Genomic DNA, 25,839 nt, shown 5'->3' with positions numbered 1-25,839 from the left:
CGGCCAGGGATGGCCGCCGACGAGCCTACATGGATGTACTCGTGGCGTGTCCCGCAAAGAGTCACCGGTAGCAGGGCCGCCGAGTTGCCTGCTACGAAGCTTCAGATTGGAGCGAGGCCAGCATCAACTCCCGAATCACCGGCACCGGCGAATTGCCATAACTGAGGAATTGCTCGTGGAATTCCTTCAGGTTGAAGTCCTTGCCGAGTTTCTGCTTCATCTCCTCGCGCAACGCCAGGATATCCGCGTAGCCGGCGAAGTAGCTTGTCAGCTGCACCTGGCTCAGGGTGGCGCGGCGCCACTTGCCCTGGGCTTCGGCCTTTTGCTGGAAGGCATCCCTGACCATCAATTCCATTCCCCGCTCCTCGTCGATGCCCTTCACCTGTAACTCGTAGTCGAGAATGGTGTTGGTCACGGTGCGCAGGTTCCACTTGTAGTACATCAGCCACAGCTCCGGTGAGAAGTCGCCGTAGCCGGCTTCCAGCATCATGCGCTCGGTATAGACGGCCCAGCCCTCGATCATGGCGCCGTTGCCGAGAATACTCTTGATCAGGCTCGGGGATTTATTCGCGTAGACCAGTTGCGTGTAGTGGCCAGGAATCGCCTCGTGAATATTCAGTATCTGCATCAGGTAGCTGTTGTATTCCCGCAGCAGGCTCTCTGCGCGGTCGTCGGGAAAGGTCTCGATCGGCATCACGTTGTAATAGGTGTTGGCGCCCTTGTCGTAGGGTCCCGGTGCATTGATCGAGGCGACGGCAAAGCCGCGCATATAAGGTGGGGTGGTGCGCACAACAAGCGGCTTGTCCTCGTCCAGTGTCAGCAGGTCCTTCTCGGTGACGAAGGCAGCCAGTTCCGGTATCTGCTTTTCCACCTCCGCCTTGAAGGTTTTCTTGGTGGCGTGGTGCTGCGACAGTTTTTCCAGCACCGCGGAAATCCGCTCCAGTTTGCTTTCGGGTGGCTGCTCATCGGGGAAATATTTCGGCCACAGCTTGTCGGCCAGTTCGGTCATCTTCCCGTGCAAGCGGGTCTTCTCTTCCAGCGCGCGCTGGTAGAGTTCCTTTGCGCTCATGCCGATCTGGATATCGTACTGGAATTTCTCTTCGTAGAGCTTCTCGCCAATGCGGAAGCTCTTGTATTCCTGAGTCTTTTCCAGGTCGGCGTGTCTTGTCTGCAGGAAGGTGACATAGTCCTGTATGGCCTCGCGGCTGGCTTCCAGCCTTTGCCTGAACTGGGCTTTTTCGTCGCTACTGAGGCCGCTCTGAGTCAGCTTCTGTTCGACCTCTTCACCAAAAACGCTGAGCGCGCCCTCATTCTGCTGTATGGCCAGAACCAGTTGCGGCGACGCCGGTGTACCCAGTGATTTTTCTGCAGCGCCGTAGTAGGCCGGCACCTGTGCCATGCGCTTGCTGAAAGTGCGCAGCCGCTGGTCCAGCGGCGCGTACTCGGTATTCAGGATCAGCGCGAAGGCGTGGGAGACGTTGTATTCGGCCGGGTTCCACTCGTGGGATTTGAATTTGGTGAGCTCCCACTGGATGCGCGAGAGAAAATTCTGGATCAGGGCCAGGTCGCTGCTGGCGTTGGCGTCCAGCTGGCTGCTGTCGAGATTGGCGAACTTGCGGCCGAAGGTTCTGGCGAAGTTGAGTACCCGTTTTCGATAGGCATCATCGGGCACCTGCAGCTGATCGGCGACTTCGTAGTAGCCCTCGCGAATGGCCCAGGACGGAAACAGCTGCCAGAGCTCGGCCACCATCTCCTCGCTCAACTGCTGGAAAGCCTGGCTGGTTTCTGCACTGGCCTCGGCGGAAGCGGTCGCCGGCGGTTGCGCATTGCCGGTGCTGTTTGCGGCCTGCTGGTCGCAGGCGGCGAGACCCAGCAGCAGTGCCAGGGCGGGGATGGTCAGTCTCATGGTATTCCTCGGGCTAGTGGTCGATGGGGAGAGTATCGCAGGCGTGGAAAATTAAGGCACCTCCGGGTGAGCGGCGGCGCCTGGGCTGCGGTGTTGCAGAGGTTGTTGGTGATGGAAACCTGCACTGAACTCCATCGGCCATTTTTAGCACTCCGTCCCATTAAGTGGCGCCGAAACCGCATAAAATGTGTTTTTGGTCGGTGCGCTTGTTTCCTCGGAGAGCGGCGGGTAGAGTTGGGCGCAACTCAAAAGAGTCCATAATAAACAAAGATTTTTGAGGACTGACTCATGACCGCTGATATGAAAGATCTGGCCCAACAAGAATGTGAAGCCTGCCGCGCCGATGCACCGCTGGTAAGTGATGATGAACTCCCTGAGCTGCTGCGACAGATACCCGACTGGACGCCGGTTACCCGCGACGGAATCCTGCAGCTGGAACGGGTCTTCAAGTTCCGCAACTTCAAGCAGGCCCTGGCGTTTACCAACCGCGTTGGCGCCATTGCCGAGGAAGTGGGGCACCACCCCGCACTCCTGACAGAGTGGGGCAGGGTGACCGTGACCTGGTGGAGCCACGAGGCCAAGGGGCTGCACAAGAACGACTTCATCATGGCCGCGCGTACCGACCAGCAACTCGAGGCGGAGTAAAAGCCATCTCAGGCAGCCCGCCTTGTCCGGATTGACGGCCCCGTTTGCACAGTTTTCGGGGCCGTCCGTTACGGTGCCTACCGGCGCCAGGATAGGATCGACACGGGGCTGTCATGCTAAGAATGAAGTCTTCCTGCGAGCGCTGTGGTGTCTCGCTGGGACTCACCGATCAGGCATTTATCTGTTCGTTTGAATGCACTTATTGCTCGCAGTGTGCGGAGCAACTGCAAAAGCAGTGTCCCAACTGCCAGGGCCACCTGGTGCTGCGCCCGACCCGCAGCCGCTCACCCACCGAGGGGCCGCCGCAGCGCTTCAAGGCCAAACTCGAAAAACTCCTGCGCTGACAATTCCGGAGGTATTTATGTCCGAGTACTTTTCCACAGTGCTCTGGCGACGCGACGGCGAAAACTTCACCGACAACAAATACAGCCGTGGCCACACCTGGCAGTTTGACGGCGGCCTCAGCGTGCCGGCTTCCTCATCCCCGCATATTGTCCCTCTGCCCTTTTCGGTGGCGGAGAATGTCGATCCCGAAGAGGCTTTCGTCGCCTCCCTGTCCAGCTGCCATATGCTGTTTTTCCTCGCCATCGCCGCCAAGCGCAAATTCGTGGTGGATGAGTACTGCGACGAGGCGCTGGGGGTGATGGAGAAAGCCGATGACGGCAAGATGGCCATGACCCGGGTGACTCTGCGGCCGCGGGTGACCTTTTCCGGCGACCGGCAGCCGACCCGCGAGCAGTTGGAGAGAATGCATCACCAGTCCCACGAGCAGTGCTTTATTGCCAATTCGGTCAAGACCGAGGTGGTGACGGAGATTCTGCAACCGTTATCGTAGGGCCAAACCTTGTGTTTGCCCTGGCGCAGGTAGGGTAAAGCCTTAATCCCGATGCTAAGGCGCTGATGCCGGGGGCCTTTTGCGGGACTGTTGGCCGGAGGGACCCGGCCGACAAGCCTCCAGGGATGGATTCACGGCGTGTCCCGCAAAAGGCCCCCGGCAGCAGTGCCGCCACAAAGCTCCCTACAGGGCTCCAATCTCAAATGCCTCGCCAGAGAAGGGCGAACACAAGGTTCGTTGCAGCCGCTCCAGGTATTCACGGCGCCTTCGGCCCCTGCAGGTCGGCGCCGCGGCTTGCCCAGAGCAAAAACTCCCGGTTGCCATCGCCGCCCCGGATCGGGCTCTCTATATATTCCCTGACCTCCAGCCCCAACTCCCGGCACAGGCCGGTGATCTTCTCCCGGACCTGCGGGTAGAGCTTCGCATCCCGCACCAGACCGCCCTTGCCGATGCCCTCCGGGCCCACTTCGAACTGCGGTTTGACCAGGCTGAGCAGCTGGCCCCGGGGGCGGAGCAGCGCCGGCAGCTGCGGCAGTATCAGCGTCTGGGAGATAAAGGACACATCCATCACAATCGCGTCGAAACCGGCGTCGCCGAAGGGCGCGATCTGTACTGCGCTAAGACTGCGCGCATTGACGCCCTCGAACAGCTGCATACGCGGGTCCTCGCGCAGCTTTTGCGCCAGCTGGTCGCGGCCCACGTCCACGCCGACAACCATCTCCGCGCCCCGCTGCAGCAGGCAGTCGCTGAAGCCGCCGGTGGAGCAGCCCACGTCCAGGGCGCGCCAGCCGCGCGGGTCCAGCCCTGTGTGGTCCAGGATGGCCGCCAGCTTGAGGCCGGCGCGGGACACATAGCGGTCCTCCGGCAGGGGAACCACCTTCAGCTGCCAGTCCTCACCCACGGCCTGGCCGGCTTTGAGGGCCGGCTCCCAGGCGCCGCCGCTGCACAGCGTCACGCAGCCTGCGTCCACCAGTTTCTTGGCGTGGGTGCGGGAATTGGCGAGTTGACGCTGTACTAACAAAATATCCAGGCGGGTCATTTTAGGCACTATAGTTCTAAAAACGTGGTGGATGAAGTGGGTGCCATGCTAACCTCTGGCCCCTTTGGGTAGAAGCTCTATTCTTTAGGTAGGAGGTCGGCGGCCGATGGCGAAAAGCGTTCTGGACAAGTTCAAGATCCGCAAGGGAACGGTATTTGAGGCGCCATTAGAGGGCGCCTTCGGCCGCCTGGTCACGCCCTTCGAGGAATTTATCCACCGCCAGAGCAGCAGCGGCATACTGTTGATGCTGTGCGCTGTGGCGGCGCTGGTGATCGCCAACTCCCCCCTGCAGGAGACCTACGAGCACCTGCTGCACCTGCCCATCAGCCTGAGCGCGGGCGACTGGGAGTTTTCCCTCAGCCTGCACCACTGGATCAATGACGGCCTGATGGCCATCTTCTTTTTTCTGGTGGGGCTGGAGCTGAAACGCGAGTTCCTCGTCGGTGAGCTCTCCGACCTGAAGCAGGCGGTGTTGCCGATTATGGCCGCCATCGGCGGCATGGTGGTGCCGGCCCTGATCTATGCCGGCTTTAATGTCGGCAGTGAGGGGGAGCGCGGCTGGGGCATTCCCATGGCCACGGATATCGCTTTCGCGGTCGGCTGTATTGCCCTGCTCGGCAACCGGGTGCCGCGCTCTGTGGTGATGTTCCTGGTGGCACTGGCCATTGTCGACGACCTGGGTGCGATACTGGTGATTGCCATCTGGTACACGGAAGATGTCAATATGGTGGCGCTGGTGGCCTCCGGCGTCCTGGTGGTCATCATGTGGCTGCTGAAGGCCGCCGGTGTGCGTCGCTCCCCCGCCTATGTGTTTGTCGGGCTGCTGCTGTGGTACGAGCTACATGAGGCCGGAGTACACGCGACCCTGGCCGGGGTGATCACCGCCATGGCGCTGCCGGCGCGGCCGAAATACGATCCGGTAGCCTTCAGTACCTTCGTCAAGGACATTATCCGCAGCTTCGATCGCTGCTTCCGGCCCGGCGACAAGATCATTGCCAACGACGCGCTGCGCGCGCGGGTCATGGCTCTGGGGAATGGGGTCAACCTGGCGCAGTCGCCGCTGCAGCGCATGGAGACCCGCCTGCATACGCCGGTGGCGTTTCTGGTGATTCCCATTTTTGCGCTGGCCAATGCCGGGATTCCCGTAGATGCCTTCACCAGCTCCGCCGCGGTGTTCAATCCGGTGACGCTGGGTGTGATCGGCGGCCTGGTGGTCGGCAAGCTGGTGGGGATCGTCGGTGCCACCTGGCTGGGATGGAAGCTGGGTCTGGGCAAGCTGCCCAAGTCCGCAACTTTCCACCATATTGTCGGCGTGGCGCTACTCGGCGGTATCGGTTTCACCATGTCCATCTTTATTGCCGAGCTGGCGTTTGCGGGCGAGGCCGAGCTGCTGGTGCAGGCGAAGGCGGGCGTACTGCTGGCCTCGGTCATCGCCGGTGTCGCGGGCTTCATGGTACTGCGCAAGGCACCGGTATCCGAGGAATATGAGATGGTGGCGGAAGACCAGCACCCGGTTGCCGAGGCCGCTGAGGTACAGGAAGCCGCCGAGAAAACTGCAGCAAAAAAGGGCGCGCAGCAGGGGCCTAGCGAAAGCTGAGGGCGAGTACCGCGAGAATCGATACCCAGGCTGCGACGGCGCAGAGTCGCTGTAATAGCCTGGGTGCTTTTCTGAGTATGCCGGAGCCGAGTACGATACCGTCGCGCCCGGCTCGATCAGCAATCATCGATCGCCCAGAATCATGGCCGGCTTCCTTCAGTGAAAATCGTCAAATAATCAGTCTTGCAGCTAGAAGCGATTAATTACCGCGATCCGCGGGGGTAAGAAAAACTGGCGCGGGACTATTTCCGAACATTCAAGCGCCGGTGAACTGTTTCACCAGCCGCTGCATGCGCTCGTAGTGGCTGCCTTTCCAGTAGACCCGCAGGCAGTCGCGACACTGGATGAACTCGTCGAAAAAGCGATCGGTGTTTGCCGGCAGCAGCGAGCGGATTTCCTCCTTGCGCGCCTTTTCCAGGGTGCCGTTGCAGGCAATGCAGCGGGAGAAGGGCCGGATACCCTTCTCGAGTTGCAGCCTGCGGATCACTTCCGTCACCTGCTGGCGCGGCCGGGTGGCGCGCACATAGTAGCCGCGTTGCAGCTGCTTGCGCTTTAGCAGCTCCAGGTCGCGGGTCAGCAGTATGCGCTGCTGCTCGATGGAGATCTGCAGCAGTGTATCGTCGTGGTAGTCGCTGCGAAAAAGGCTGTCGAACCCCAGCATGCGCAGGTAGCGCGCCAGGCGCCCCAGGTGGCAGTCGAGCACAAAGCGGGACTGGCGCAGCGGGTGTGGGCGCAGGCGGGTGACGCTGGAGATCTCCAGCGCCTCGAATACCGGGTAGACACTGATGCGGTCGCCCTCGCGCAACGGGTAGTCGAAATCCACCGACTGCCCGTTCACCAGTATCAGGTCCACCTCCGTATGTGGCACACCTATCCTTTCGATGGCGTCCTTGACGGTGCTCGCCGGCGGGAATTCCACATCAAACTCCCGCTGGCGCCTGCGTCGGGGCAGAAAGTCGTTCAGCTCCCGATAAAAGCGGCAGGTGGCGCTGGACATCTATAGTACCTCTGCTTAGTGCTTCAGTTGGCGGGTTGGTCGACCCCGTGCTCAACCGCTATAGTAGCCGCTGGCAAGTCTGCACACTGATCAAAAAATGATAAGAGAAGTCGTTTGTCGCCCCCTGCCGGGCACGACACGACGGCAGTGCTTCCCCTTACAAAGAGTGAACAATAAAGGATCCGCTATGCGCTTTTTTTCGCACACATGGCACAGACTCTTATTCCTGGCGGCCATACTGCTGGCCCTCAGTGCCTGCGGCGGCGGCAAGGAAGATGCACCCGCCGCAGAATCGACCGGGGCGGAAAGCGGGGCAGCGGAGCCCGCCGAAGCGGCGCAAGCGGGAGAGGTGGATGTGGATTCTGTGGCACAGGAATACGTCAAGCTGGTTCTCGAGTTGGGTAATCACGACAAAAGCTATGTCGACGCCTACTACGGTCCGCAGGCGTGGAAAGACGAGGCGGCTGACAGCGAGGCGACGCCGGCGGAAGTCGCCGGGCGCGCCGGGGAACTGATGCAGCAGTTGCCGCAGGAGATCGCCGCCGACGGCGCCATCGAAAACCTGCGCGCCCACTACCTGAAAACCCAGCTGCGTGCGGTACAGGCCCACGCGCAGAGCCTGGCCGGCGGCGGCAAACCCAGTTTTGCGAAGGAAGCGCAGCTCCTCTACGACACTCAGCCACCGCGGCAGGATTTCTCCGAGTTCGAACCGGTGCTCGCCGAGCTGGACGAACTGCTGCCCGGGGAGCAACCGCTGCACATCCGGGTACAGGAATTCAGGAAACAGTTCGAGATACCCGCGGATAAGCTGGAAGCAGTCTTCGATGCTGCCATCGACGCCTGCCGCGAACGCACCAGGAAACATATCCCGTTGCCGAACAACGAAAATTTTGTGCTGGAGTATGTTACCGACAAACCCTGGAGCGGTTACAACTGGTACCAGGGCAAGGCGCAGAGCCTGATCCAGGTCAATTCCGAGCTGCCGATCATGATCGACCGCGCCATCGACCTCGGCTGCCACGAGGGCTACCCGGGGCACCACACCTACAACGCGCTGCTGGAAGATGAACTGACCAACAAGCGCGGCTGGGTGGAGTACAGTGTCTACCCGCTGTTCAGCCCCCAGTCCCTGATCGCCGAAGGCAGCGCCAACTACGGTATCGACCTGGCCTTCCCCGGCGAGGAGAAAACCCGCTTCGAAAAAGAAGTTCTCTATCCCCTCGCCGGCCTGGATCCCACCGAGGCGGAGAAATACGATCGCGTGCTGGAGCTGATCGCCAAACTGAGCTTCGCCGGCAACGAAGTCGCCCGCCAGTATATCGATGGCGAAATCGACGGTGATCAGGTGGTGGAGTTGTTCCAGCAGTACTCACTGATGAGCCCGGAAAAGGCCGCACAGCGCAAGCGCTTCGTAGATGCCTACGGGGCCTATGTGATCAATTACAACTGGGGCAAGCAGCTGGTAAAAGAGTATGTGGAGGAGGGGGCAGTCTCCCAGGATGAGCGCTGGCAGCGCTTTGGCAGGCTGCTCTCCTCACCGAGACTGCCGTCGTCCCTGAACTGGTAGTGAAAAACTGCAAAACTGGAAGGAAGCTGCAATGGACCGCAAAACGGCACGCGACTACCTGCTGTCCCGCCCCGAGGCCCTGGAGGACTTCCCCTTCGGCCCCGAGGTGGCGGTGTTCAAGGTCAAGGGCAAGATGTTCGCCCTGCTGGGCAACCGCGAGGGCGTGGACAGTATCAACCTGAAGTGTGACCCGGACGAGGCCGAGGCACTGCGCGATATCTTTCCCGGAGTCCTGCCCGGCTACCATATGAACAAGCGGCACTGGAATACGGTGCTGCTGGACGGCAGTGTGCCTGACTATGAGATAGAGCGGATGGTAGACAGGTCCTACGGGCTGATCGTCAAGGGGTTGCGCAAGGTGGAGCGCGAGGCGCTCGAATTGGGGTATGGTGCTGATACTATATACCGCTAGTTCTATCTGGTTCAGGAGAGGTTGTGAACGAATTTATTGTCGATGTAACGGCGCAGAACGCCCAGCAGGTACTGATCGAGGAATCCATGAAGCGCCCGGTGGTGGTGGACTTCTGGGCCGACTGGTGCGAGCCGTGCAAGCAGCTGATGCCGGTGCTGGAGAAGCTGGCCAATGAGTACGCCGGGCAGTTCCTGCTGGCCAAGGTGAATGCCGACACCGAGCAGATGCTCGCCGGCCAGCTGGGCGTGCGCAGCCTGCCTACGGTGATGGTGCTGAAGGAGGGGCAGCCGGTGGATGGCTTCGCCGGGGCGCAGTCGGAACAGCAGATCCGCGAGATGCTGGACAAGTACCTGCCCAAGGCCTGGGAACTGCAGTTCCAGCAGGCCCAGCAGTTGGTGGGCGAGGGCAAGCTGGACGAGGCTCTGCCGCTGCTGCGCCAGGTCTATACAGAGTCTTCCGAGCGCGCCGATATCGCCAAGCAGCTGGCGGCGGTGCTGCTGGAACTGAATCGCGTGCCCGAGGCGGAAGCGGTGCTGGGCAAGATATTGCTGGCGGACCAGGACAGCGACTACCAGCAGCTGATGGCACAACTGGAGCTGAAACAGCAGGCGGCGGACTCGCCGGAGATCAAGGCCCTGCAGCAGACCCTGGCGCAAAACCCCCAGGATAGGGAGGCCGCCTACCAGCTGGCGGTGCAATACAGCCAGAACAGCCGCCACCAGGAGGCGCTGGAGCTGTTGCTGGATATATTGCGTGCAGATATGGGCTTTGCCGACGGCGCCGCCAAACAGGCCTACCTGGACATCGTCAAGAGCCTCGGCGCCGGTGACCCGGTGGCGACCCAGTATCAGCGCAAGCTGATGACGCTGCTTTTTTAGTCCGATCTCCTTTGGTCGGCGTTTATCGTCTCGTCATACCGACGCAGGCCGGTATCCAGTTTCGAGGCACCTGGATTCCGGCCTGCGCCGGAATGACGAAAATTCTCTGTAGGAGCGGCGGGGCGGCCATCCGCCGGTGGCCGCGATCAATCATTGCCAATATCGATCAACCTTCGCGGCAAGGTCGCTCCACAAGGGGCGCGGGGAAGTCATGTACAAACTCTGCATCTATATTCCCGAATCCCACCTGGAGCAGGTCAAGAGCGCGCTATTCGCCGCCGGCGCCGGCCGCATCGGCGACTACGACTCCTGCTGTTTTCAACTGAAGGGCAGCGGCCAGTTCCGCCCGCTGGACGGCAGCCGGCCGTTTATCGGTCGGACAGGCGAGGTGGAACAGGTGGCGGAATACCGCGTGGAGATGGTGTGCGAGGACGAGCGGGTGGATGCGGCGCTGGCGGCGCTGCGCGGCGCCCACCCCTATGAGGAACCGGTCTTCGACCTGTGGCGGCTGGACGAGCGCTGCAGCCCGGGTAAATAAATCGACCGTTACAATTCGTCGAGGGCCTGCTGCCGCGCCTTCGCTTTCTGCTGCAGCGCTTTGGCGTCCTCTATCAACTGGGATATCTGTTTGGGCGAGATAGTCGTCGGCGACGGCAGTGCCATTTCGGACGGCTGCTCGACCTCCTCTGTTTCGGCCGGCTGAACCTGCACTGCAGGCAGGGTATTGAGCTGTTTGATTTCGTGGCTCTGCACCACTGCGCCCAAATCCTCGGGCGCCTTGTCAGAGAAATGCCAGTTGCCGTCGCTATCCTGCCATTTATAGACCGCATTGCTGCCTGGCTGCGCGGATTCTCCCGGCTGAGCAGTGCCGGGCGCACCGGCCAGGTACTGCAGCAGTTCACCGGATTTCTGCGTCGTCGACCTGGCCGTCTGCCAGGCCCGTTCCGTCTGTCGCTGGGCGCTGTCCAGCGTCTCCTGGCTCGGCAGCCAGTCCCGCGGGGACATGATGGGTTCGCCGTCGGGCCCGGGCAGCAGCATTGGCAGGCCGATGCCGACCAGCAACAGGACGGCCAGCATGTAGGTGGTTTTCATCAATACTCCTTTCTCTTCTTTCCTTTTTCGCGCTGGCTATCGATCACAGTTTGCGCTGGATAATCCCCCGGTGTAGCGCAAAGCTGCCTTTCCTGCAGTCCGCGAAATAGTGCTCCAGTGTCTCGCGCATGATCGGGAAGGCGATTTCCTCCCAGGGGATTTCATCCTCGCGAAACAGCGCCACCTCCAAAGACTCGGGCCCGGCACCGAAATTGGTATCGGACAGCTCGCCCCGGTACATCAGGTAGACCTGGTTGATATGGGGAATGTCGTAAATGGTGTAGAGGTCGTCGACGCGCACATTGGCCCGCGCCTCCTCCCAGGATTCCCGCAGCGCGCCCTCCTCGCTGGTTTCCCCGTTCTCCATAAAACCGGCTGGCAGGGTCCAGAGGCCCAGGCGCGGCTCTATGGCGCGCTTGCACAGCAGTACCCGATCCTCCAGATAGGGCAGGGTGCCGACGATCACGCGCGGGTTGATGTAGTGAATGGCGCCACAGCCGCCGCACAGGTGGCGGGGGCGGTCGTCGCCTTGGGGAATGGAGAAAGTGACGGCATCGCTGCCGCAGTGACTGCAGAATTTCATGGCGCCAGTATACCCGTGGTGATTGCCGGCGCCAGCTCGCCGTGGGACGGACGCCTATAGTTTTAGAAGTGTTGTTATGCGAAAGGCGATGGTTGAGCTTCCATGGCGCGATTTTTTCTGTTCGGACTGTCGCTGTTGCTCCTCGGCTCCTGTGCCAAAAAAGAGGAGCAGGAGGCGCCGCCTCCTCCACCGGTGGAGGTATTGTCCGTGCGCGAGCAGCCGGTAATTCCGCGCTATGAATATGTCGGGCGGGTGGAAGCCACCGACGAGTACAAGGTGCGCCCGCGGGTAGAGGGCTACATCCTGAGCCGGCACTTCACCGAGGGCGACACTGTCCAGAAAGGCCAGCTGCTGTTTGAGATAGATCCCAAGCCCTTTATCGCCGCCCTTGAAAACCAGAATGCCAAGTTTGCCCAGGCCCAGTCGGCGCTGCGGGTGGCGGAGCGCAACTACCGCCGCGGCCGGCAGCTGGTGGGCGAGGGTGCCATCAGCCAGGTGCAGATGGACGAACTCACCGGCAAGTTCGAGGAAACGCAGTCCCAGGTGGAGGCCGTGCAGGCAGACGTGGACAAAGCCGAGCTCGATCTGTCCTATACGGAAATCTACGCACCGCTGACCGGGCGCATCGGCCGCACCGAATACACCGAGGGTTCGCTGGTTGGTCCCGAGTCAGATCCCCTGACCACCATCGTCAAGATGGACCCCATCTACGTATTGTTTGAGGTGCCGGAAGACCGGCTCTTCTCTGTGCAGATTGAGCAGGAGCGACGTCGCCAGCGCGGTATGGCGCCAGTACAGCGGGAAATCCGTATAGAGCAGCCGGATGGCACCTACTACCCACACCGCGGCACCATCGTCTTTGTCGACAATCAGATAGACCCGAATACCGGCTCCGTCGCCGTGCGCGCGCGCTTCCCGAATCCCGAGCAGCTGCTGGTACAGGGGCAGTACGCGCGGGTGTCGATACTGGTATTTACCGGCAGGGAATCCATCAAGCCGTTGGTGCCCCAGTCGGCGGTGATGGAGGACATGCAGGGGCGCTATGTCTATGTGGTGGGTGAGGGCAATGTGGCGGAGAAGCGCTACTTGGAACTGGGACAGCGCGAGGGCGAACTCTGGGCGGTGGAAAAGGGGCTGGCGGCCGGGGAGTCGGTGATCGTCAACGGCCTGCAGCGCGCCGTGGCGGACAAGCGGGCCACGCCCCAGACCCCGCCGCGCAACCCCTCCGCCCAGGAGGCGCCGCCGCAACCGCCGCCGCCCGGGCAGGGGGAACTGCCGCCGAGTGCGGGTGGAACCGGGCCGGCGACCGGTGACAGCGGCGAGCCTCGAAGCATCAAATCAGAAAGCATCGAATCAGAAAGCAGGGAACCGGAGCGCATCGAGCGGCCCGACACAGGGGGATACGATGACAGCAAGTAGTGCGCCGCCACCCGGGAACGCCCGACTGGGTAAGCATCCGCCCGCTTTATGATCAGTGCCTTCTGTATACGGCGGCCGCGCTTCGCCTTTGTTATCTCGATACTGATCACCCTGGCGGGACTGTTGGCCATGCCGCTGCTACCGGTAGCGCAGTTCCCGGAAATCACGCCGGCCACGATCAATGTGACCACCAGTTATTCCGGTGCCAGCGCCGAGGTGATGCGCGACAGTGTGGCCGTGCCCATAGAGTCGCAGGTCAACGGCGTGGAGGGCATGGCATATATGTCCTCCACCAGCGGCAACGACGGCTCCTATAGCCTGACAGTCACCTTCAAGTCGGGCATCGATGACGACATTGCCCAGGTCAATGTGCAGAACCGGGTGGAACAGGCGATGCCGCAGTTGCCGGAGGACGTCAAGCGCAATGGCATTACCGTGACCAAGCAGGCCAATACCCTGCTGCTGGTGGTCAACCTGTTTTCTCCCGATGGCACTTTCGACCAGCTTTTCCTGAACAACTACGGCGAGGTTTACCTGAAAGACGAGCTGGCGCGGGTTCCCGGGGTCAGCAACGTGACGATTTTCGGTTCCAGTACCTACGCCATGCGACTCTGGCTGAACCCGGATCGCATGGCGTCCCTGGATGTCACCACCAGCGACGTGATCAACGCGGTACAGGCGCAGAATATCCAGGTGGCCGCTGGCCAGCTGGGCTCGCCGCCGATCAAGAAGGAGCAGCAGTTCCAGTACAACATCATCGCCCAGGGGCGCCTGGTCAGCGCGGAAGAGTTCGGCGATATCACCATTCGCGCCAAGCCGGATGGCGGCATGGTGAAGGTCAGGGATGTGGCGCGGGTGGAACTGGGCAGCCAGTCCTACGCCTCCTACGGCCAGCTCGACAACAAGCCGTCGGCGGTGATCGGTATCTACCAGTTGCCGGACGCCAATGCCCTGTCGGTGGCCAATGGTATCAAGGCCAAGGTGGCGGAACTCTCCAAGCGCTTCCCCGACGATCTTGACGCGGGCGTTCTCTACGATATTACGCTGTTTGTTGAGGCGTCGATGAAGGAGGTGACAGAGACACTCTTTATCGCGCTGATCCTGGTGATAGCGGTGGTATTCATCTTCCTGCAGGACTGGCGCTCGACATTGATTCCGGCCATTGCGATACCGGTTTCCCTGATCGGCACCTTCGCGCTGATGCTTGCGCTGGGCATGACCATCAATACGATCACCCTGTTCGCCCTGATCCTGGCCATCGGTATCGTTGTCGATGACGCCATTATCGTGGTGGAGAACACCCAGCGGCTGATGAGCGAGGGGTTGGCGCCCAAGGAGGCGGCGCTGGAATCCATGCGCGAGGTCACCGGCCCGGTGATCGCCACCACCCTGGTGCTGCTGGCGGTCTTTGTGCCGGTCATGCTGATGCCCGGTCTGACCGGCAAGATGTACCAGCAGTTTGCGATGACCATTTCCTTTGCCGTCATTATTTCCTCTATCAATGCGCTGACCCTGAGCCCGGCGCTCTGCGCCAGCGTGTTGAAAGCGGTACCGGCAGACCAGGTGGCTGGCGTCAAGGAAACCGGTGTCTTCGGTATTTTCAACAAGATACTGCACCGGGCGACAACACTGTATATGGGCATGGTGCGCACCTGGGTCGGCATACCGCTGCTGGGTATCGCCTCCATTGCCGGCCTTTTCGCTCTCTGCTACTGGCTCTTCACCCATGTGCCCACGGGGTTTATCCCCGACGAGGACCAGGGCACTTTCATGTTGCATGTGCAGTTGCCGGACGGCTCCTCGCTGGAGAGAACCGGGCCGGTCGTCAATCAGGTAACCGATATTCTGTTGGCGGAAAAGGGCATGGCCCATGTGGTCGGGGTGCCGGGCTACAACATGCTCACCAGCAGTGCCGCCTCCAATGCGGCGCTGATGTTCGCTGTCCTCAAACCCTGGGAGGAGCGCACCGCCAAGGAAGATACCCAGTTTGCGATCATGGGGCGGGTGCAGAAAAAATTCGCCGGGATTCCCAATGCGCAGGTGATGGCCTTCGCGATACCGCCGCTGCCGGGTGTCGGCACTGTGGGCGGCTTCGAGTTTATTCTCGAGGACCTGCAGGGGCGCAGCGCCGCCGAACTGGCGCAGGTGATGTATGGCCTGCTGGGCGCGGCCAACCAGAGCCCGGAGATCGCCCAGGCGTTTACCAGTTTCCAGGCCAGCACCCCGCAGCTGCAACTGGTCCTGAACAAGGACAAGGCCCATGTCCTCGGTGTGCCACTGCCGGAGGTCTATTCCACCCTGCAGACGCTGCTCGGCGGATACTACATCAACGATTTCAACCTCTATGGCAAGGTGTTCAAGGTGATGGTGCAGGCGGACGCCCAGTTTCGCGACAAGGAGGAGGACCTGGCCGGCTTCTACGTGCGCGCCAAGAGCGGTGGCCTGGTGCCGGTCACCTCGGTGGCGGAGATAGAGCCGATGGTCGCGCCGCAGAACATCACCCGCTACAACATGTACAACAGCGTCACCATCAACGGCGCACCCGCGCCGGGCTATTCCAGCGGCCAGGCAATGAACACCATGGAGCGGCTGGCGGGACAGCTGCCGGAGGGCTACGGCTACGAGTGGACCGGATCCAGCCTGCAGGAAATCAGCTCCGGCAACATGGCGCCGATCCTCTTTACCCTGGCGGTGGTGTTCGTCTACCTGTTCCTGGTGGCGCAGTACGAAAGCTGGAGTATTCCGCTGGCGGTGATCCTGTGTGTACCCATCGCCATAGGTGGCGCGATGTTTGCAGTCTGGGTTACCGGGTCGATCAACAATCTGTATACGCAGATTGGTTTGGTGTTGCTGATCGGCATGGCGGCCAAGAGCGCCATCCTGATCACCGAGTTCGCCACCCTGGAGCGGGACAAGGGCAAGCCCATCGTCGAGGCTGCGGTCAGCGCCACCCACCTGCGCTTCCGCGCGGTGTTGATGACGGCCATGTCGTTTATTCTCGGAGTGATACCACTGTTGGTAGCCACCGGCGCCGGCGCGGTGAGCCGGGTATCCCTGGGGCTGGCGGTGTTTGGCGGCATGCTGGCATCGAGCCTCCTGGCGACGTTGCTGGTGCCGGTTTATTACGCGCTGGTGCAGGCGGTGCGGGAGAAGGTGAAGGGTGGCCACAAGCCGGCGTTGGAATCGGCCGAGCAGCCGTGAAAAATGCCATTGGGCGAAAAGGTTTTGATTGGTCAAAAAATGATCTATCGGTGCGGACGCCCAGATTGTGTATGATGGAATCTGTGCCGTGTGCGCAATTACGGGGCATTAAGACAGGTTTTTATGCTGGCGAGTATTGAAGAGAGATTTTCCCAACTGCATGACGATTTGCAGGCCAGGGTGCCCTCAGGGCCCGACCTGAAGGGACATGCGGCGGTGTTGCTGGCCCTGACCGATGAGTCGGATCCGCAGGTGGTGCTGACCAAGCGCTCCGCCAACCTGTCCACCCATTCCGGAGAGGTATCCCTGCCCGGCGGCCGCTGGGACGATACGGATCCGTCGCTGGAGTACACTGCGCTGCGTGAGGCGGAGGAGGAGATAGGCCTGGCCGCGGACCAGGTACGTGTGTTGGGCCCGCTGTGGACGCGCAGCACACGCTGGCAGGTGCACGTGACCCCCTGGTTGGGAGTGATCTCCCCGCAGGCAAAATTGACGCCGAATCCCGGCGAGCTGGATGCCATCTTCCGCGTACCCCTGTCCTTTTTCCTCGCCGACCCGCGTATCCGCACCGATCGCGTCACCATCGACCAGCGCGCCATAGACCTGCCCGCCTACCTCTACCGCGGCTACGAGATCTGGGGCTTTACCGCGGGTGTGCTGACCGAATTCCTGGTCAAGATTCTCGGCGCGCGCATAGGCCACCGCGACGATGTACCGCTGCGGGCGCTGAGCTGAGCGAGGGCGGTTCCAAACTCCCGACGTGCAGGAGCGAGCCTTGTGTTCGCCCAACTGCGATTTACGAGGCGCCCTGTAGCCGGTTTTGTGACGGCCCTGCTACCGGTGGCATTTTGCGGGACACGCCGTGGATCCATCCCTGGAGGCTTGTCGGCGAGGTCCCTCTCGCCAACAGTCCCGCAAAATGCCACCGGCATCAGGGCCTTCGCATCGGCATAGCGCTTCGCCCAAACGATTTGGGCGAACACAAGGTTCGCCCCTACGGCCGAATCCCTATGCCGCCACAGACCATTGACCTCAAGCTAACTTGAGGCTCTATCTTCACCGCTTCCCGCCAGCCGGCGCGTATAATCCACACCGATTAACCTGTGAATTGAGCCATGCCGAGACCCAAATCCACCGTTGCCCTGGACGAAATCCACTGGGGCGCACTGAAGACCCTGTTTCCCTACCTGCTGGAATTCAAACGCGCGGTCATTCTCGCGCTGCTGTGCCTGGTGGGCGCCAAGCTGGCCGGTGTCGGCCTGCCGTTTATCCTCAAACATATTGTCGACGACCTGGACGCCGCCGGTGGTGCGATCCAGGCCATAGCGCTGCCATTGGGACTGCTGCTGGCCTACGGTGCAGTGCGCTTCTCCAGCACATTATTTGGCGAGCTGCGCGACACGATTTTCGGTCGCGTGACCGAGCGCGCGCAGCGCCGTGTCGGCCTGGAGGTTTTCCGGCACCTGCACCGCCTGGATATGGATTTTCATCTCGACCGCCGCACCGGCGGCCTGTCGCGGGATATAGAGCGCGGCAATTCCGGTATCGGTTTCCTGATGCGCTTTATGGTCTTCAACATTGTGCCGACGCTGGTGGAGATAGCGATGGTCGCGGGGATACTGTGGTGGAATTACAGCGTGGCTTTCGCGTTGCTGGTGCTGGGCGCGGTGATCGTTTATATCGGCTTTTCCGTGGTCGCCACCGAGTGGCGCACGCGCTTTGTGCGCGAGCTGAACCAGGCGGAGTCACAGAGCAGCAGCCGCGCGGTGGACAGCCTACTGAATTACGAGACGGTGAAATATTTCGGTAACGAAAACTATGAGGCCGGCCACTACGACCGCGAGCTGGCTTTCTGGGAGCGGGCGCGGCGCAAGAACCGATTGTCGCTGTTCGGCCTGAATGTGGGCCAGGCGCTGATCATTGCCAGCGCCATGTGCGGTGCCATGGTCCTGGCCGCGGTCAATGTCACGCAAGGCGTGATGACCATCGGTGACTTCGTGCTGATCAACGCCTTTATGATGCAGATATTTATCCCGCTGAATTTCCTCGGCTTCGTCTATCGGGAAATGAAGGGTGCCCTGGCGAATATCGAGAAAATGTTTTCACTGTTGACGGTGAAACCGGCGGTGGAGGATGCGGAGGATGCCGCGGAGCTGCAGGTACTGGAGGGACGCATCGAGTTTGACGCAGTGCGCTTCGGCTACCGCGAGAACCGCGAAATCCTCAGGGGAGTCAGTTTCACCGTCGAGCCGCAACAGAAAGTCGCCATAGTGGGCGCCAGTGGCGCCGGCAAGTCGACACTGTTCAAGCTGCTGTTCCGTTTCTACGATGTCGACGGCGGCCGCATCCTGGTCGACGGCCAGGATATCCGCTCTGTCAGCCAGGACTCCTTGCGCCGCGCCGTTGGCGTGGTGCCCCAGGACGCGGTGCTGTTCAACCAGTCGATTCTGGAGAATGTGCGCTATGGTCGCGTGGACGCCAGTGACGAGGAAGTGATGGAAGCCATCCGCCACGCGCAGTTGTACGATTTTGTGCAGCAGTTGCCGGAGGGCGTGGACACCATGGTGGGCGAGCGCGGCCTGAAACTCTCCGGTGGGGAAAAGCAGCGGGTGGCCATAGCGCGCGCACTGCTCAAGAGGCCGCCGATCATGGTGTTCGATGAGGCGACCTCGTCCCTGGACAGCAGGTCTGAACAGGGCATTCTGCAGTCGCTGCGGGAGATAGCCCGCGAGCAGACCACCCTGGTGATCGCCCACCGTTTGTCGACCGTCGTGGATGCGGATGTGATCCTGGTGATGGAACAGGGGCGTATCGTAGAGCAGGGCAGTCACGGGGAGTTGCTGGAACAGAATGGCCATTACGCGACGCTCTGGCGTCTGCAACAGCAGGAACGACGCCAGGAAGCGGCCGCCTAGGCCGGTGCCAGCCCGCGGCCCCAGAGTCGAGCCGGGGCCCGGCGCCTTGATAATTACCCTGCACCGGACTAATGTGGCGCCGGACAAAAGATAACGATAGGCAGAACCACCTATGACGACCCCTATTAAATCCATCAAGATCATTGCCGCGCTGCTGGCGCTGACCCTGGTGAGTGCCTGCTCACCCCGCGACAAGCAGGAAGAGAAAACCGAACAGGCAGAGGCCGAGGCGCAGATCGTCGAGTCGGAGACAGTACCGGCTCCAGCTGACCAGCCGCTGGAAGACGCCAACAAGCGATTTGATATCTATGCGCCGGTGGCCCTGAACGCGGACCTGTCCGATCTCTCCGATAACCAACGCCAGATGATCGGCCTGCTGATCGACGCCAGCCAGATCATGGATCGCCTCTTCTGGCTGCAGTCCTACGGCCCGGCGGAGGAACTGCTGTCCGGTATCGAGGACGCCCGCGAGCGCAAGTTCGCCGAGATCAATTACGGTCCCTGGGACCGTCTCGACAACAACGAACCCTTTGTCGAAGGCTACGGCCCCAAGCCCCTGGGCGCCAACTTCTATCCGGCCGACATGACCAAGGCCGAGTTCGAGGCCTGGGATCAGCCGGGCAAGGACGGCCTCTACTCCCTGGTGCGCCGCAACGACGAGGGTAAACTGGAACTGCTCCCCTACAGCCAGGCCTACAAGGAAGAACTGAGCAAGGCTGCGGAAATCCTGCGCCGGGCCTCCAGGCTGGCCGAGGACGAGGAGTTCGGCGGCTATCTGCGTATGCGCGCCGACGCCCTGGTCAGTGACGATTTCCGTCCCAGCGATATGGCCTGGATGGACATGAAGAACAACGAGATCGATGTAGTGATTGGTCCCATCGAGAACTACGAAGATCAGCTGTTCGCCTACCGTACCGCCTACGAGTCCTACGTGTTGCTGAAGGACAAGGAGTGGAGCGAGAAGCTGGCCAAGTTTGCCGCCTTCCTGCCCGAACTGCAGAAGGGGTTGCCCGTAGATGACAAGTACAAGTCCGAAGTGCCGGGCACCGATTCCGACCTGAATGCCTACGATGTTCTCTTCTACGCCGGTCACAGCAATGCCGGTTCCAAGACCATCGCCATCAACCTGCCGAACGACGAGGAAGTGCAACTGGCCAAGGGTACCCGACGCCTGCAGCTGAAAAATGCGATGCGCGCCAAGTTCGACAAGATACTGGTGCCTATCAGTGACCTGCTGATCGCGGAAGACCAGCGCGAGCACATCACCTTCCCGGCCTTCTTCGCCAACACCATGTTCCACGAAGTGGCCCACGGCCTCGGTATCAAGAAGACAGTCACCGACGGCAGCAACGTGCGCCAGGCACTGAAGGAGACCTCCTCCGCGCTGGAAGAGGGCAAGGCGGATATCCTCGGCCTGTATATGGTCACCGAGCTGCACGAGAAGGGTGAACTGGAAGAGGGTGAGCTGATGGACAACTATGTCACCTTCCTCGCCAGCATCTTCCGCAGTGTACGCTTCGGCGCGGCCAGCGCCCACGGCAAGGCCAACATGATGCGCTTCAATTTCTTCAAGGAGCAGGGCGCCTTTAGCCGGGACCCGAAAACCGGACAGTACAGCGTGGACTTCGAAAAAATGCAGGAGGCCATGACCAAATTGTCCAACCTGATTCTGACTATCCAGGGTGACGGCGACTACGAGAAATCCCGGTCGCTGCTGGAAGGCAAGGGCGTGGTCGGTGCCGAACTGCAGGCCGACCTGGATCGTCTCGCGGAAGCGGATATCCCGGTGGATGTGACCTTTATTCAGGGCAAGGAAGTCTTGGGTCTGAAATAGGTTTTGCGTTAGCTACAGAAAAACAGGAACCCCGGCTTTTGCCGGGGTTCCTGTTTTGGGGATCTATTTGAATCCGATCGCGGTCATGGGCGGATGGCCGCCCCGCCGCTCCTACAAGTTGCCGTCGCCACACCGGGTTGGCGAATACATCCATTCCCTGTAGGAGCGGCCCATGGCCGCGATCAGTATTCCAGTATCCACAGAAGTTGACTACTGCGGTGCCACACAGGCCTGGTAGACATCCAGCTGATTCAACATCTGGGCCAGGCCACCCAGCTCTATCTGCAGTTCATTGAACTCCACGCTGGTCCCGAGTGCCAGCAGCCGGCGTTGACTGCCATCCACCAGACCGAAACTCTGCAGATCCTGGCCTGCAAGGCTATCCACCACCTGGCCGTTCAACAGGGCGCTCACACGGATACTCTGAATGACCAGCTGGCCCAATATGGAGTGCGGGCTTTCCACGATAAAGCCGGCCAGGTGGTCGCCGCTGTACACCGAGTCCATGTCGGTGATGCGCACATATGCGCTGCCTGCCGCGCCCAGCGGCGCCGTGATACGCGCGGCGTTGGCTGGATTGTCGTCGATCAGCTTGCCCTCGCCGGCCACCGAGCAGAAGTGGCATTCGGCAATGGCGCTGCTGCTGGCACTCGCCTGGGGCAGCAGTATCGGTTCGAACATCTCCCCGGGGCCGCAGGACACCAGGTTTTCATCGCAGGCGTCGCCACTGCCATCGCCATCCCCGTCGGCCTGGCCTGGATTCTGCATTGAAGGGCAGTTGTCACTGGTGTCGGGGATACCGTCGCTGTCCACATCGCCGTTGCAGGCATCGCCGATATTATCGCCATCCAGGTCCAGTTGATCGGCATTCGGTTTCAGTGGGCAGTTGTCGCTTGTGTCGGCGACCCCATCGCCATCGGCGTCGCCGTCGCAGGCATCGCCGAACCCGTTGTTGTCCTGGTCCGCCTGGCCGGGGTTGGGTGCAAACTGACAGTTGTCAAACCCGTCGTCGACGCCGTCGCCATCGTCGTCCTGATCGCAGAGGTCGCCCGCGCCGTCGCTGTCTGTATCGTGCTGAAGTGGGTTGGGAATCGCGGGGCAGTTGTCGCGCCTGTCTTCGCTGCCGTCCCCATCTTCGTCGTTGCTGCAGGCGTTGCCGATACCGTCGCCGTTGCTGTCGGTCTGGTCGCTGTTGGCCTGGCGCGGGCAGTTGTCCGTATCGTCGGCTATGCCGTCGCCATCGTCGTCGCTGTCGCAGGCGTCGCCGGCGCCGTCAGAGTCCAGGTCCAATTGATCCGGATTGTGCGTGTCCGGACAGTTGTCGAGGTGGTCTTCGACACCGTCGCCATCGGCGTCGCCGCCGGGTTCGCATGCATCCCCGATGCCGTTGTTGTCCGAGTCTTCCTGTTGCGCATTGGCAACTCCGGGGCAGTTGTCCTGGGAGTCGGTGACCTGGTCGCCGTCGGTATCGTTGTCGCAGGCATCGCCCTCACCGTCGCCATCACTGTCGACCTGTTCACTGTTGGCGCTCAGCTGGCAGTTGTCATTGCTGTTGGCGACGCTGTCTCCGTCCGCATCCTCGTCGCACGCATTGCCGCTGCCATCACTGTCCTGGTCGGCCTGATCCGCATTGGCGTTATCAGGGCAGTTGTCGTCATTGTTGTCGACGCCGTCCCCGTCGCGATCACTATTCGATGTTCCGTCTTTCGCGTTGCCGTTGTCCGTCTGTTCCGGACTGCTTTGCCAATTGTTCTTTTTGACATCGGCTTCGCAGCCGGCAATGGCAAAAATCAGCAGGACAAGGAAAGCAGAGAAGAGTCGATTCATGGAGTTACCCCGAGTGTGCAATCGTGCCCTGAGGCATTGCATCAAAAAAACTGTATAGCGGAGGGCACCTAGAAGCAGGGCAGAGTTGCAATATTTATTGGCTGTGGATCACAGCCTGTGTATCGCGGTCAACACGCGTCCCTGTGTGTGCCGAAATACCAACGGTAGTTAATTCTGGGAATTACCTTTGGATAGTTATATTTAGCTGCGGTTTTCGTTTGTGTCTAAGAAATAGACGGGAAATTCTGCGTAAGCAGGAAAGGAGCGGCAGGCCCTTTCTCAGTACTTTCGGCCCCCTGATAAAAAAGGCCCCGACGGATGCCGGGGCCAGGAATTGGCCCGCAAATTTCGCGGGCCGGATATTACCGCTTGGTGATCTGTCAGGGGCTGGGTGATGCCACGCAGGCCGAGTAGACATCCAGCTGGTTCAACAGGCTGGCGAGGCCGCCGAGGCTTATCTGCACCTGATTGAAGTCCTGGCTGGTATCGAAGGACACCAGTGTGCGATTGCCGCCGTTCAGCAGGCTGAAGGTAAGCAGGCTCGCACCGGTATCACTCTCCGCCGCGGCGTCGTTCAGCAGGGTGCTGATGGTGATCGTCTGCAGCAGGGCCAGGTCCAGCAGGGTGTCCGGGTTTTCCACCACAAAGCCGGCGCGGTGATTGCCGCTATAGAGGGTGTCTGTATCGGTCACGCGGATATAGGCACTGCCTCCCAATACGCCGGCCGGAATGCTGATACGCGCGGCGTTGTTCAGGTTGGCATCGATTACATTGCCCTCGTTGTTGACGGTGCAGAACAGGCAGATACCGGTATCGCCGTCGAGCACGGTGGCATTGGGTTCGATGATCGGCTCGTACAGCTCGCCGGGACCACAGGCCACGAAGTCCGGGTCGCAGATATCGCCCACACCGTCACCGTCGCTGTCCTCCTGGCCGGGATTGGCGGTATCCGGGCAGTTGTCCTCGTCGTTATTGACGCCGTCGCCGTCGCGATCGTCGTCGCAGACATCGCCGATGCCGTCGCCGTCACGGTCCAGTTGGTCCGGGTTTGGTGTCAGCGGGCAGTTGTCGTTGACGTCGTCGACACCGTCTCCGTCCAGGTCGTCGTCACAGGCGTCGCCGATACCATCGTTGTCGGCGTCGTCCTGGTTCGAGTTGGGTGTCAGCGGGCAATTGTCATCGCCGTTGTCCACGCCGTCGCCGTCGATGTCGTTGTCACAGGCGTCGCCGATGCCGTCACCGTCCTGGTCCTCCTGATTGGGGTTGGAGGTGTTCGGGCAATTGTCATTGCCGTCGTCGATGCCGTCGCCATCGCTGTCGGAGTCGCTGTCACAGGCGTCGCCGATACCGTCACCGTCCTGGTCTTCCTGGTTCGGGTTGGGGGTCAGTGGGCAGTTGTCATCGCCGTCGTTGACATTGTCGCCGTCGTCGTCGTCATCGCAGGCGTTGCCCAGTCCGTCGTTATCGGTATCGGTCTGGTCGCTGTTGGCAACCAGCGGACAGTTGTCATCGCCGTCGTTCACGCCGTCGTTGTCGTCGTCGTTGTCGCAGGCGTCGCCGATGCCATCGCCGTCGTTGTCGCCCTGGCCCGGGTTGACCACCAGCGGGCAGTTGTCGCTGCCGTCGTCCACGCCGTCGTCATCGTCGTCGTTGTCGCAGGCATCGCCTACACCGTCGCCGTCGGTGTCCAGCTGGTCCGGGTTGGCCACATTCGGGCAGTTGTCGGTACCGTCGTCCACACCGTCGCCGTCGCTGTCGTCACCAGTGTCGCAGGCGTCGCCGATGCCGTCGCCGTCGCTGTCTTCCTGGTTCGGGTTGGGGGTGAAGTGGCAGTTGTCGGCGCCGTCGTTGACACCGTCGCCGTCGTCGTCGTTATCGCACTGATCGCCCACGCCGTCGCCGTCGGTGTCTGTCTGGTGCGGGTTGGGTGTCTGCGGGCAGTTGTCGTCGTTGTCGTCGATGCCGTCGCCATCGCCGTCGCTCTCACAGGCGTCGCCGATGCCGTCCTGGTCCTGGTCTTCCTGGCCCGGATTGGCCACTTGGGGGCAGTTGTCCTCACTGTCGTCGACACCGTCGTTGTCGCTATCACTGTCGCAGACATCGCCGATGCCGTCGCCGTCACTGTCGGACTGGTCGCTGTTGGCGGTCAGCGGACAGTTGTCCATGGTGTCGTCGACGCCGTCACCGTCGTCGTCGGAATCGCAGGCATTGCCGGCGCCGTCGCCGTCCAGGTCTTTCTGGTCCGGGTTGGCGGTGTTAGGGCAGTTGTCCTCGCTGTCCTCGACGCCGTCGCCGTCGCTGTCTTTCCCGTTGTGGTCGTCGCAGGCGTCGCCGGTGCCGTCACCGTCGCTGTCTTTCTGGTCGGAATTGGCGGTCTTGGGGCAGTTGTCCTTGGAGTTGGTAACCCCGTCGCCGTCGATATCGTTATCGCAGGCGTCGCCCTCGCCGTCGCCATCGGTATCCTTCTGGTCGTGATTGGATACCAGTGGGCAGTTGTCGTGATCGTTGTCGATACCGTCGCCGTCAATATCGCTGTCGCAGGCGTTGCCCGCACCGTCCTTGTCCTGGTCCGCCTGGTCTTTGTTTTTTTTGTCCGGGCAGTTGTCTTTTTTATCGGCGATACCGTCCTTGTCTTTGTCTGCCGGTCCCCCGGATTGGGAACTGTTGGTGTCGCTGTCGGCCGTAGCCGCCGGTTTATTACTGCTGCTCTTGTTACTCGAGCCGCAGCCGGCAGTCACTGCCAGCACTGCGGCCAGTATGAGAATACAAAGGCGATTCATAGCGTTACCCCTGTTGCGCAACTTGGTGTTATGGACGTTGCGTTGGTGGTTCAGTGTGGTGAATGAACACTGGGTAGGCAGGAATAGATAGACATAACAAGACGCTCCGGAAAAATATTCCGGGTGAGCCCTGTGCACAGCTGTCATTACACGTCCCTGTGTGATGCCAGTGCGACCCTGCTGTAAATTGCGGTGGGAAAGCAGAAGGTCAGGGAAGGTTTAGTTGCGTTTGTGGATTTCGTCCAAAAAAATGACGGATTTTTGATTGGCTACTGTCTCACTGGTTATTTTTGTCCCCATATAACAAAAAAG

20 protein-coding genes are annotated in these 25,839 nt (G+C 61.0%); 13 read left to right on the top strand and 7 right to left on the bottom strand.

Features of this window, described 5'->3' with window-relative positions; genetic code table 11:
- Positions 1-91: 91 nt before the first annotated feature.
- Positions 92-1,906, bottom strand: a complete 1,815-nt coding sequence (locus tag IG627_RS15250; RefSeq protein ID WP_193193247.1) for a DUF885 domain-containing protein — start codon at positions 1,904-1,906, stop codon at positions 92-94.
- A gap of 288 nt (positions 1,907-2,194) precedes the next feature.
- Here IG627_RS15250 and IG627_RS15245 point away from each other — a divergent pair, with 288 nt between their 5' ends.
- The 3 genes from IG627_RS15245 to IG627_RS15235 all read left to right on the top strand — a co-directional run bounded on the left by IG627_RS15245 (position 2,195) and on the right by IG627_RS15235 (position 3,386).
- Positions 2,195-2,551 (top strand): 4a-hydroxytetrahydrobiopterin dehydratase, encoded by a 357-nt coding sequence (locus tag IG627_RS15245; protein ID WP_455429756.1) that lies wholly within the window; start codon positions 2,195-2,197, stop codon positions 2,549-2,551.
- A gap of 113 nt (positions 2,552-2,664) precedes the next feature.
- A complete protein-coding gene (locus IG627_RS15240; protein WP_193193246.1) occupies positions 2,665-2,895 on the top strand; it encodes a DUF1272 domain-containing protein in 231 nt (76 codons plus the stop codon).
- Positions 2,896-2,912: 17 nt separating this feature from the next.
- Entirely contained in the window at positions 2,913-3,386 is a 474-nt protein-coding gene (locus IG627_RS15235) for an OsmC family protein (protein WP_193193245.1), read from the top strand.
- A gap of 256 nt (positions 3,387-3,642) precedes the next feature.
- On the opposite strand, the gene IG627_RS15230 is transcribed toward IG627_RS15235, so the two are convergent.
- Entirely contained in the window at positions 3,643-4,425 is a 783-nt protein-coding gene (locus IG627_RS15230; RefSeq protein WP_193193252.1) for a TlyA family RNA methyltransferase, read from the bottom strand.
- 106 nt (positions 4,426-4,531) lie between these two features.
- On the opposite strand from IG627_RS15230, the gene nhaA reads away from it, so the two are divergent.
- Positions 4,532-6,022, top strand: coding sequence for a Na+/H+ antiporter NhaA (gene nhaA, locus IG627_RS15225; RefSeq protein WP_193193244.1), 1,491 nt, complete (start codon positions 4,532-4,534; stop codon positions 6,020-6,022).
- Positions 6,023-6,278: 256 nt separating this feature from the next.
- Here nhaA and IG627_RS15220 read toward each other — a convergent pair whose 3' ends face one another.
- Positions 6,279-7,019 (bottom strand): Mut7-C RNAse domain-containing protein, encoded by a 741-nt coding sequence (locus IG627_RS15220; RefSeq protein ID WP_193193243.1) that lies wholly within the window; start codon positions 7,017-7,019, stop codon positions 6,279-6,281.
- 187 nt (positions 7,020-7,206) lie between these two features.
- Between IG627_RS15220 and IG627_RS15215 the strand changes: the two genes are divergently transcribed.
- The 4 genes from IG627_RS15215 to IG627_RS15200 all read left to right on the top strand — a co-directional run bounded on the left by IG627_RS15215 (position 7,207) and on the right by IG627_RS15200 (position 10,414).
- Positions 7,207-8,586, top strand: a complete 1,380-nt coding sequence (locus IG627_RS15215; RefSeq protein ID WP_193193242.1) for a hypothetical protein — start codon at positions 7,207-7,209, stop codon at positions 8,584-8,586.
- A gap of 31 nt (positions 8,587-8,617) precedes the next feature.
- Positions 8,618-8,998 (top strand): MmcQ/YjbR family DNA-binding protein, encoded by a 381-nt coding sequence (locus IG627_RS15210; RefSeq protein ID WP_193193241.1) that lies wholly within the window; start codon positions 8,618-8,620, stop codon positions 8,996-8,998.
- Between the two features lie 23 nt (positions 8,999-9,021).
- Positions 9,022-9,876: a thioredoxin gene (gene trxA, locus IG627_RS15205; RefSeq protein WP_193193240.1), complete on the top strand. Its 855-nt coding sequence runs from the start codon at positions 9,022-9,024 to the stop codon at positions 9,874-9,876.
- A 211-nt stretch (positions 9,877-10,087) separates the two neighbouring features.
- Positions 10,088-10,414, top strand: coding sequence for a Nif3-like dinuclear metal center hexameric protein (locus IG627_RS15200; RefSeq protein WP_193193239.1), 327 nt, complete (start codon positions 10,088-10,090; stop codon positions 10,412-10,414).
- Between the two features lie 8 nt (positions 10,415-10,422).
- On the opposite strand, the gene IG627_RS15195 is transcribed toward IG627_RS15200, so the two are convergent.
- Complete coding sequence (locus IG627_RS15195) at positions 10,423-10,968, bottom strand: DUF4124 domain-containing protein (protein ID WP_193193238.1); 546 nt, start codon at positions 10,966-10,968, stop codon at positions 10,423-10,425.
- A 43-nt stretch (positions 10,969-11,011) separates the two neighbouring features.
- The gene (locus IG627_RS15190) at positions 11,012-11,551 is read right to left on the bottom strand and encodes an NUDIX hydrolase (protein WP_193193237.1); all 540 of its coding nucleotides are present in this window, start codon (positions 11,549-11,551) and stop codon (positions 11,012-11,014) included.
- A gap of 102 nt (positions 11,552-11,653) precedes the next feature.
- Between IG627_RS15190 and IG627_RS15185 the strand changes: the two genes are divergently transcribed.
- The 5 genes from IG627_RS15185 to IG627_RS15165 all read left to right on the top strand — a co-directional run bounded on the left by IG627_RS15185 (position 11,654) and on the right by IG627_RS15165 (position 20,920).
- Complete coding sequence (locus IG627_RS15185; protein WP_193193236.1) at positions 11,654-12,970, top strand: efflux RND transporter periplasmic adaptor subunit; 1,317 nt, start codon at positions 11,654-11,656, stop codon at positions 12,968-12,970.
- A 48-nt stretch (positions 12,971-13,018) separates the two neighbouring features.
- The gene (locus IG627_RS15180; RefSeq protein ID WP_193193235.1) at positions 13,019-16,171 is read left to right on the top strand and encodes an efflux RND transporter permease subunit; all 3,153 of its coding nucleotides are present in this window, start codon (positions 13,019-13,021) and stop codon (positions 16,169-16,171) included.
- A gap of 123 nt (positions 16,172-16,294) precedes the next feature.
- A complete protein-coding gene (locus tag IG627_RS15175; protein ID WP_193193234.1) occupies positions 16,295-16,906 on the top strand; it encodes an NUDIX hydrolase in 612 nt (203 codons plus the stop codon).
- 380 nt (positions 16,907-17,286) lie between these two features.
- Entirely contained in the window at positions 17,287-19,086 is a 1,800-nt protein-coding gene (locus tag IG627_RS15170; RefSeq protein ID WP_193193233.1) for an ABCB family ABC transporter ATP-binding protein/permease, read from the top strand.
- Between the two features lie 112 nt (positions 19,087-19,198).
- Positions 19,199-20,920 (top strand): dipeptidyl-peptidase 3 family protein, encoded by a 1,722-nt coding sequence (locus IG627_RS15165; protein WP_193193232.1) that lies wholly within the window; start codon positions 19,199-19,201, stop codon positions 20,918-20,920.
- 210 nt (positions 20,921-21,130) lie between these two features.
- On the opposite strand, the gene IG627_RS15160 is transcribed toward IG627_RS15165, so the two are convergent.
- Both IG627_RS15160 and IG627_RS15155 read right to left on the bottom strand, forming a co-directional pair.
- Positions 21,131-22,747: a thrombospondin type 3 repeat-containing protein gene (locus IG627_RS15160; protein ID WP_193193231.1), complete on the bottom strand. Its 1,617-nt coding sequence runs from the start codon at positions 22,745-22,747 to the stop codon at positions 21,131-21,133.
- A gap of 380 nt (positions 22,748-23,127) precedes the next feature.
- Positions 23,128-25,527: a thrombospondin type 3 repeat-containing protein gene (locus IG627_RS15155; RefSeq protein ID WP_226865217.1), complete on the bottom strand. Its 2,400-nt coding sequence runs from the start codon at positions 25,525-25,527 to the stop codon at positions 23,128-23,130.
- Positions 25,528-25,839: the final 312 nt, after the last annotated feature.

This window comes from Microbulbifer taiwanensis (assembly GCF_014904815.1).
In the GTDB taxonomy this organism is placed as follows: domain Bacteria; phylum Pseudomonadota; class Gammaproteobacteria; order Pseudomonadales; family Cellvibrionaceae; genus Microbulbifer; species Microbulbifer taiwanensis.
This window is presented reverse-complemented; position numbering and strand designations above follow the sequence as displayed.

Coding starts and splice junctions, on each gene's coding strand:
- IG627_RS15250 (WP_193193247.1), bottom strand. CDS start 1,906: ATGAGACTGACCATCCCCGCCCTGGCACTGCTGCTGGGTCTCGCCGCC.
- IG627_RS15245 (WP_455429756.1), top strand. CDS start 2,195: ATGACCGCTGATATGAAAGATCTGGCCCAACAAGAATGTGAAGCCTGC.
- IG627_RS15240 (WP_193193246.1), top strand. CDS start 2,665: ATGCTAAGAATGAAGTCTTCCTGCGAGCGCTGTGGTGTCTCGCTGGGA.
- IG627_RS15235 (WP_193193245.1), top strand. CDS start 2,913: ATGTCCGAGTACTTTTCCACAGTGCTCTGGCGACGCGACGGCGAAAAC.
- IG627_RS15230 (WP_193193252.1), bottom strand. CDS start 4,425: ATGACCCGCCTGGATATTTTGTTAGTACAGCGTCAACTCGCCAATTCC.
- nhaA (WP_193193244.1), top strand. CDS start 4,532: ATGGCGAAAAGCGTTCTGGACAAGTTCAAGATCCGCAAGGGAACGGTA.
- IG627_RS15220 (WP_193193243.1), bottom strand. CDS start 7,019: ATGTCCAGCGCCACCTGCCGCTTTTATCGGGAGCTGAACGACTTTCTG.
- IG627_RS15215 (WP_193193242.1), top strand. CDS start 7,207: ATGCGCTTTTTTTCGCACACATGGCACAGACTCTTATTCCTGGCGGCC.
- IG627_RS15210 (WP_193193241.1), top strand. CDS start 8,618: ATGGACCGCAAAACGGCACGCGACTACCTGCTGTCCCGCCCCGAGGCC.
- IG627_RS15200 (WP_193193239.1), top strand. CDS start 10,088: ATGTACAAACTCTGCATCTATATTCCCGAATCCCACCTGGAGCAGGTC.
- IG627_RS15195 (WP_193193238.1), bottom strand. CDS start 10,968: ATGAAAACCACCTACATGCTGGCCGTCCTGTTGCTGGTCGGCATCGGC.
- IG627_RS15190 (WP_193193237.1), bottom strand. CDS start 11,551: ATGAAATTCTGCAGTCACTGCGGCAGCGATGCCGTCACTTTCTCCATT.
- IG627_RS15185 (WP_193193236.1), top strand. CDS start 11,654: ATGGCGCGATTTTTTCTGTTCGGACTGTCGCTGTTGCTCCTCGGCTCC.
- IG627_RS15180 (WP_193193235.1), top strand. CDS start 13,019: ATGATCAGTGCCTTCTGTATACGGCGGCCGCGCTTCGCCTTTGTTATC.
- IG627_RS15175 (WP_193193234.1), top strand. CDS start 16,295: ATGCTGGCGAGTATTGAAGAGAGATTTTCCCAACTGCATGACGATTTG.
- IG627_RS15170 (WP_193193233.1), top strand. CDS start 17,287: ATGCCGAGACCCAAATCCACCGTTGCCCTGGACGAAATCCACTGGGGC.
- IG627_RS15165 (WP_193193232.1), top strand. CDS start 19,199: ATGACGACCCCTATTAAATCCATCAAGATCATTGCCGCGCTGCTGGCG.
- IG627_RS15160 (WP_193193231.1), bottom strand. CDS start 22,747: ATGAATCGACTCTTCTCTGCTTTCCTTGTCCTGCTGATTTTTGCCATT.
- IG627_RS15155 (WP_226865217.1), bottom strand. CDS start 25,527: ATGAATCGCCTTTGTATTCTCATACTGGCCGCAGTGCTGGCAGTGACT.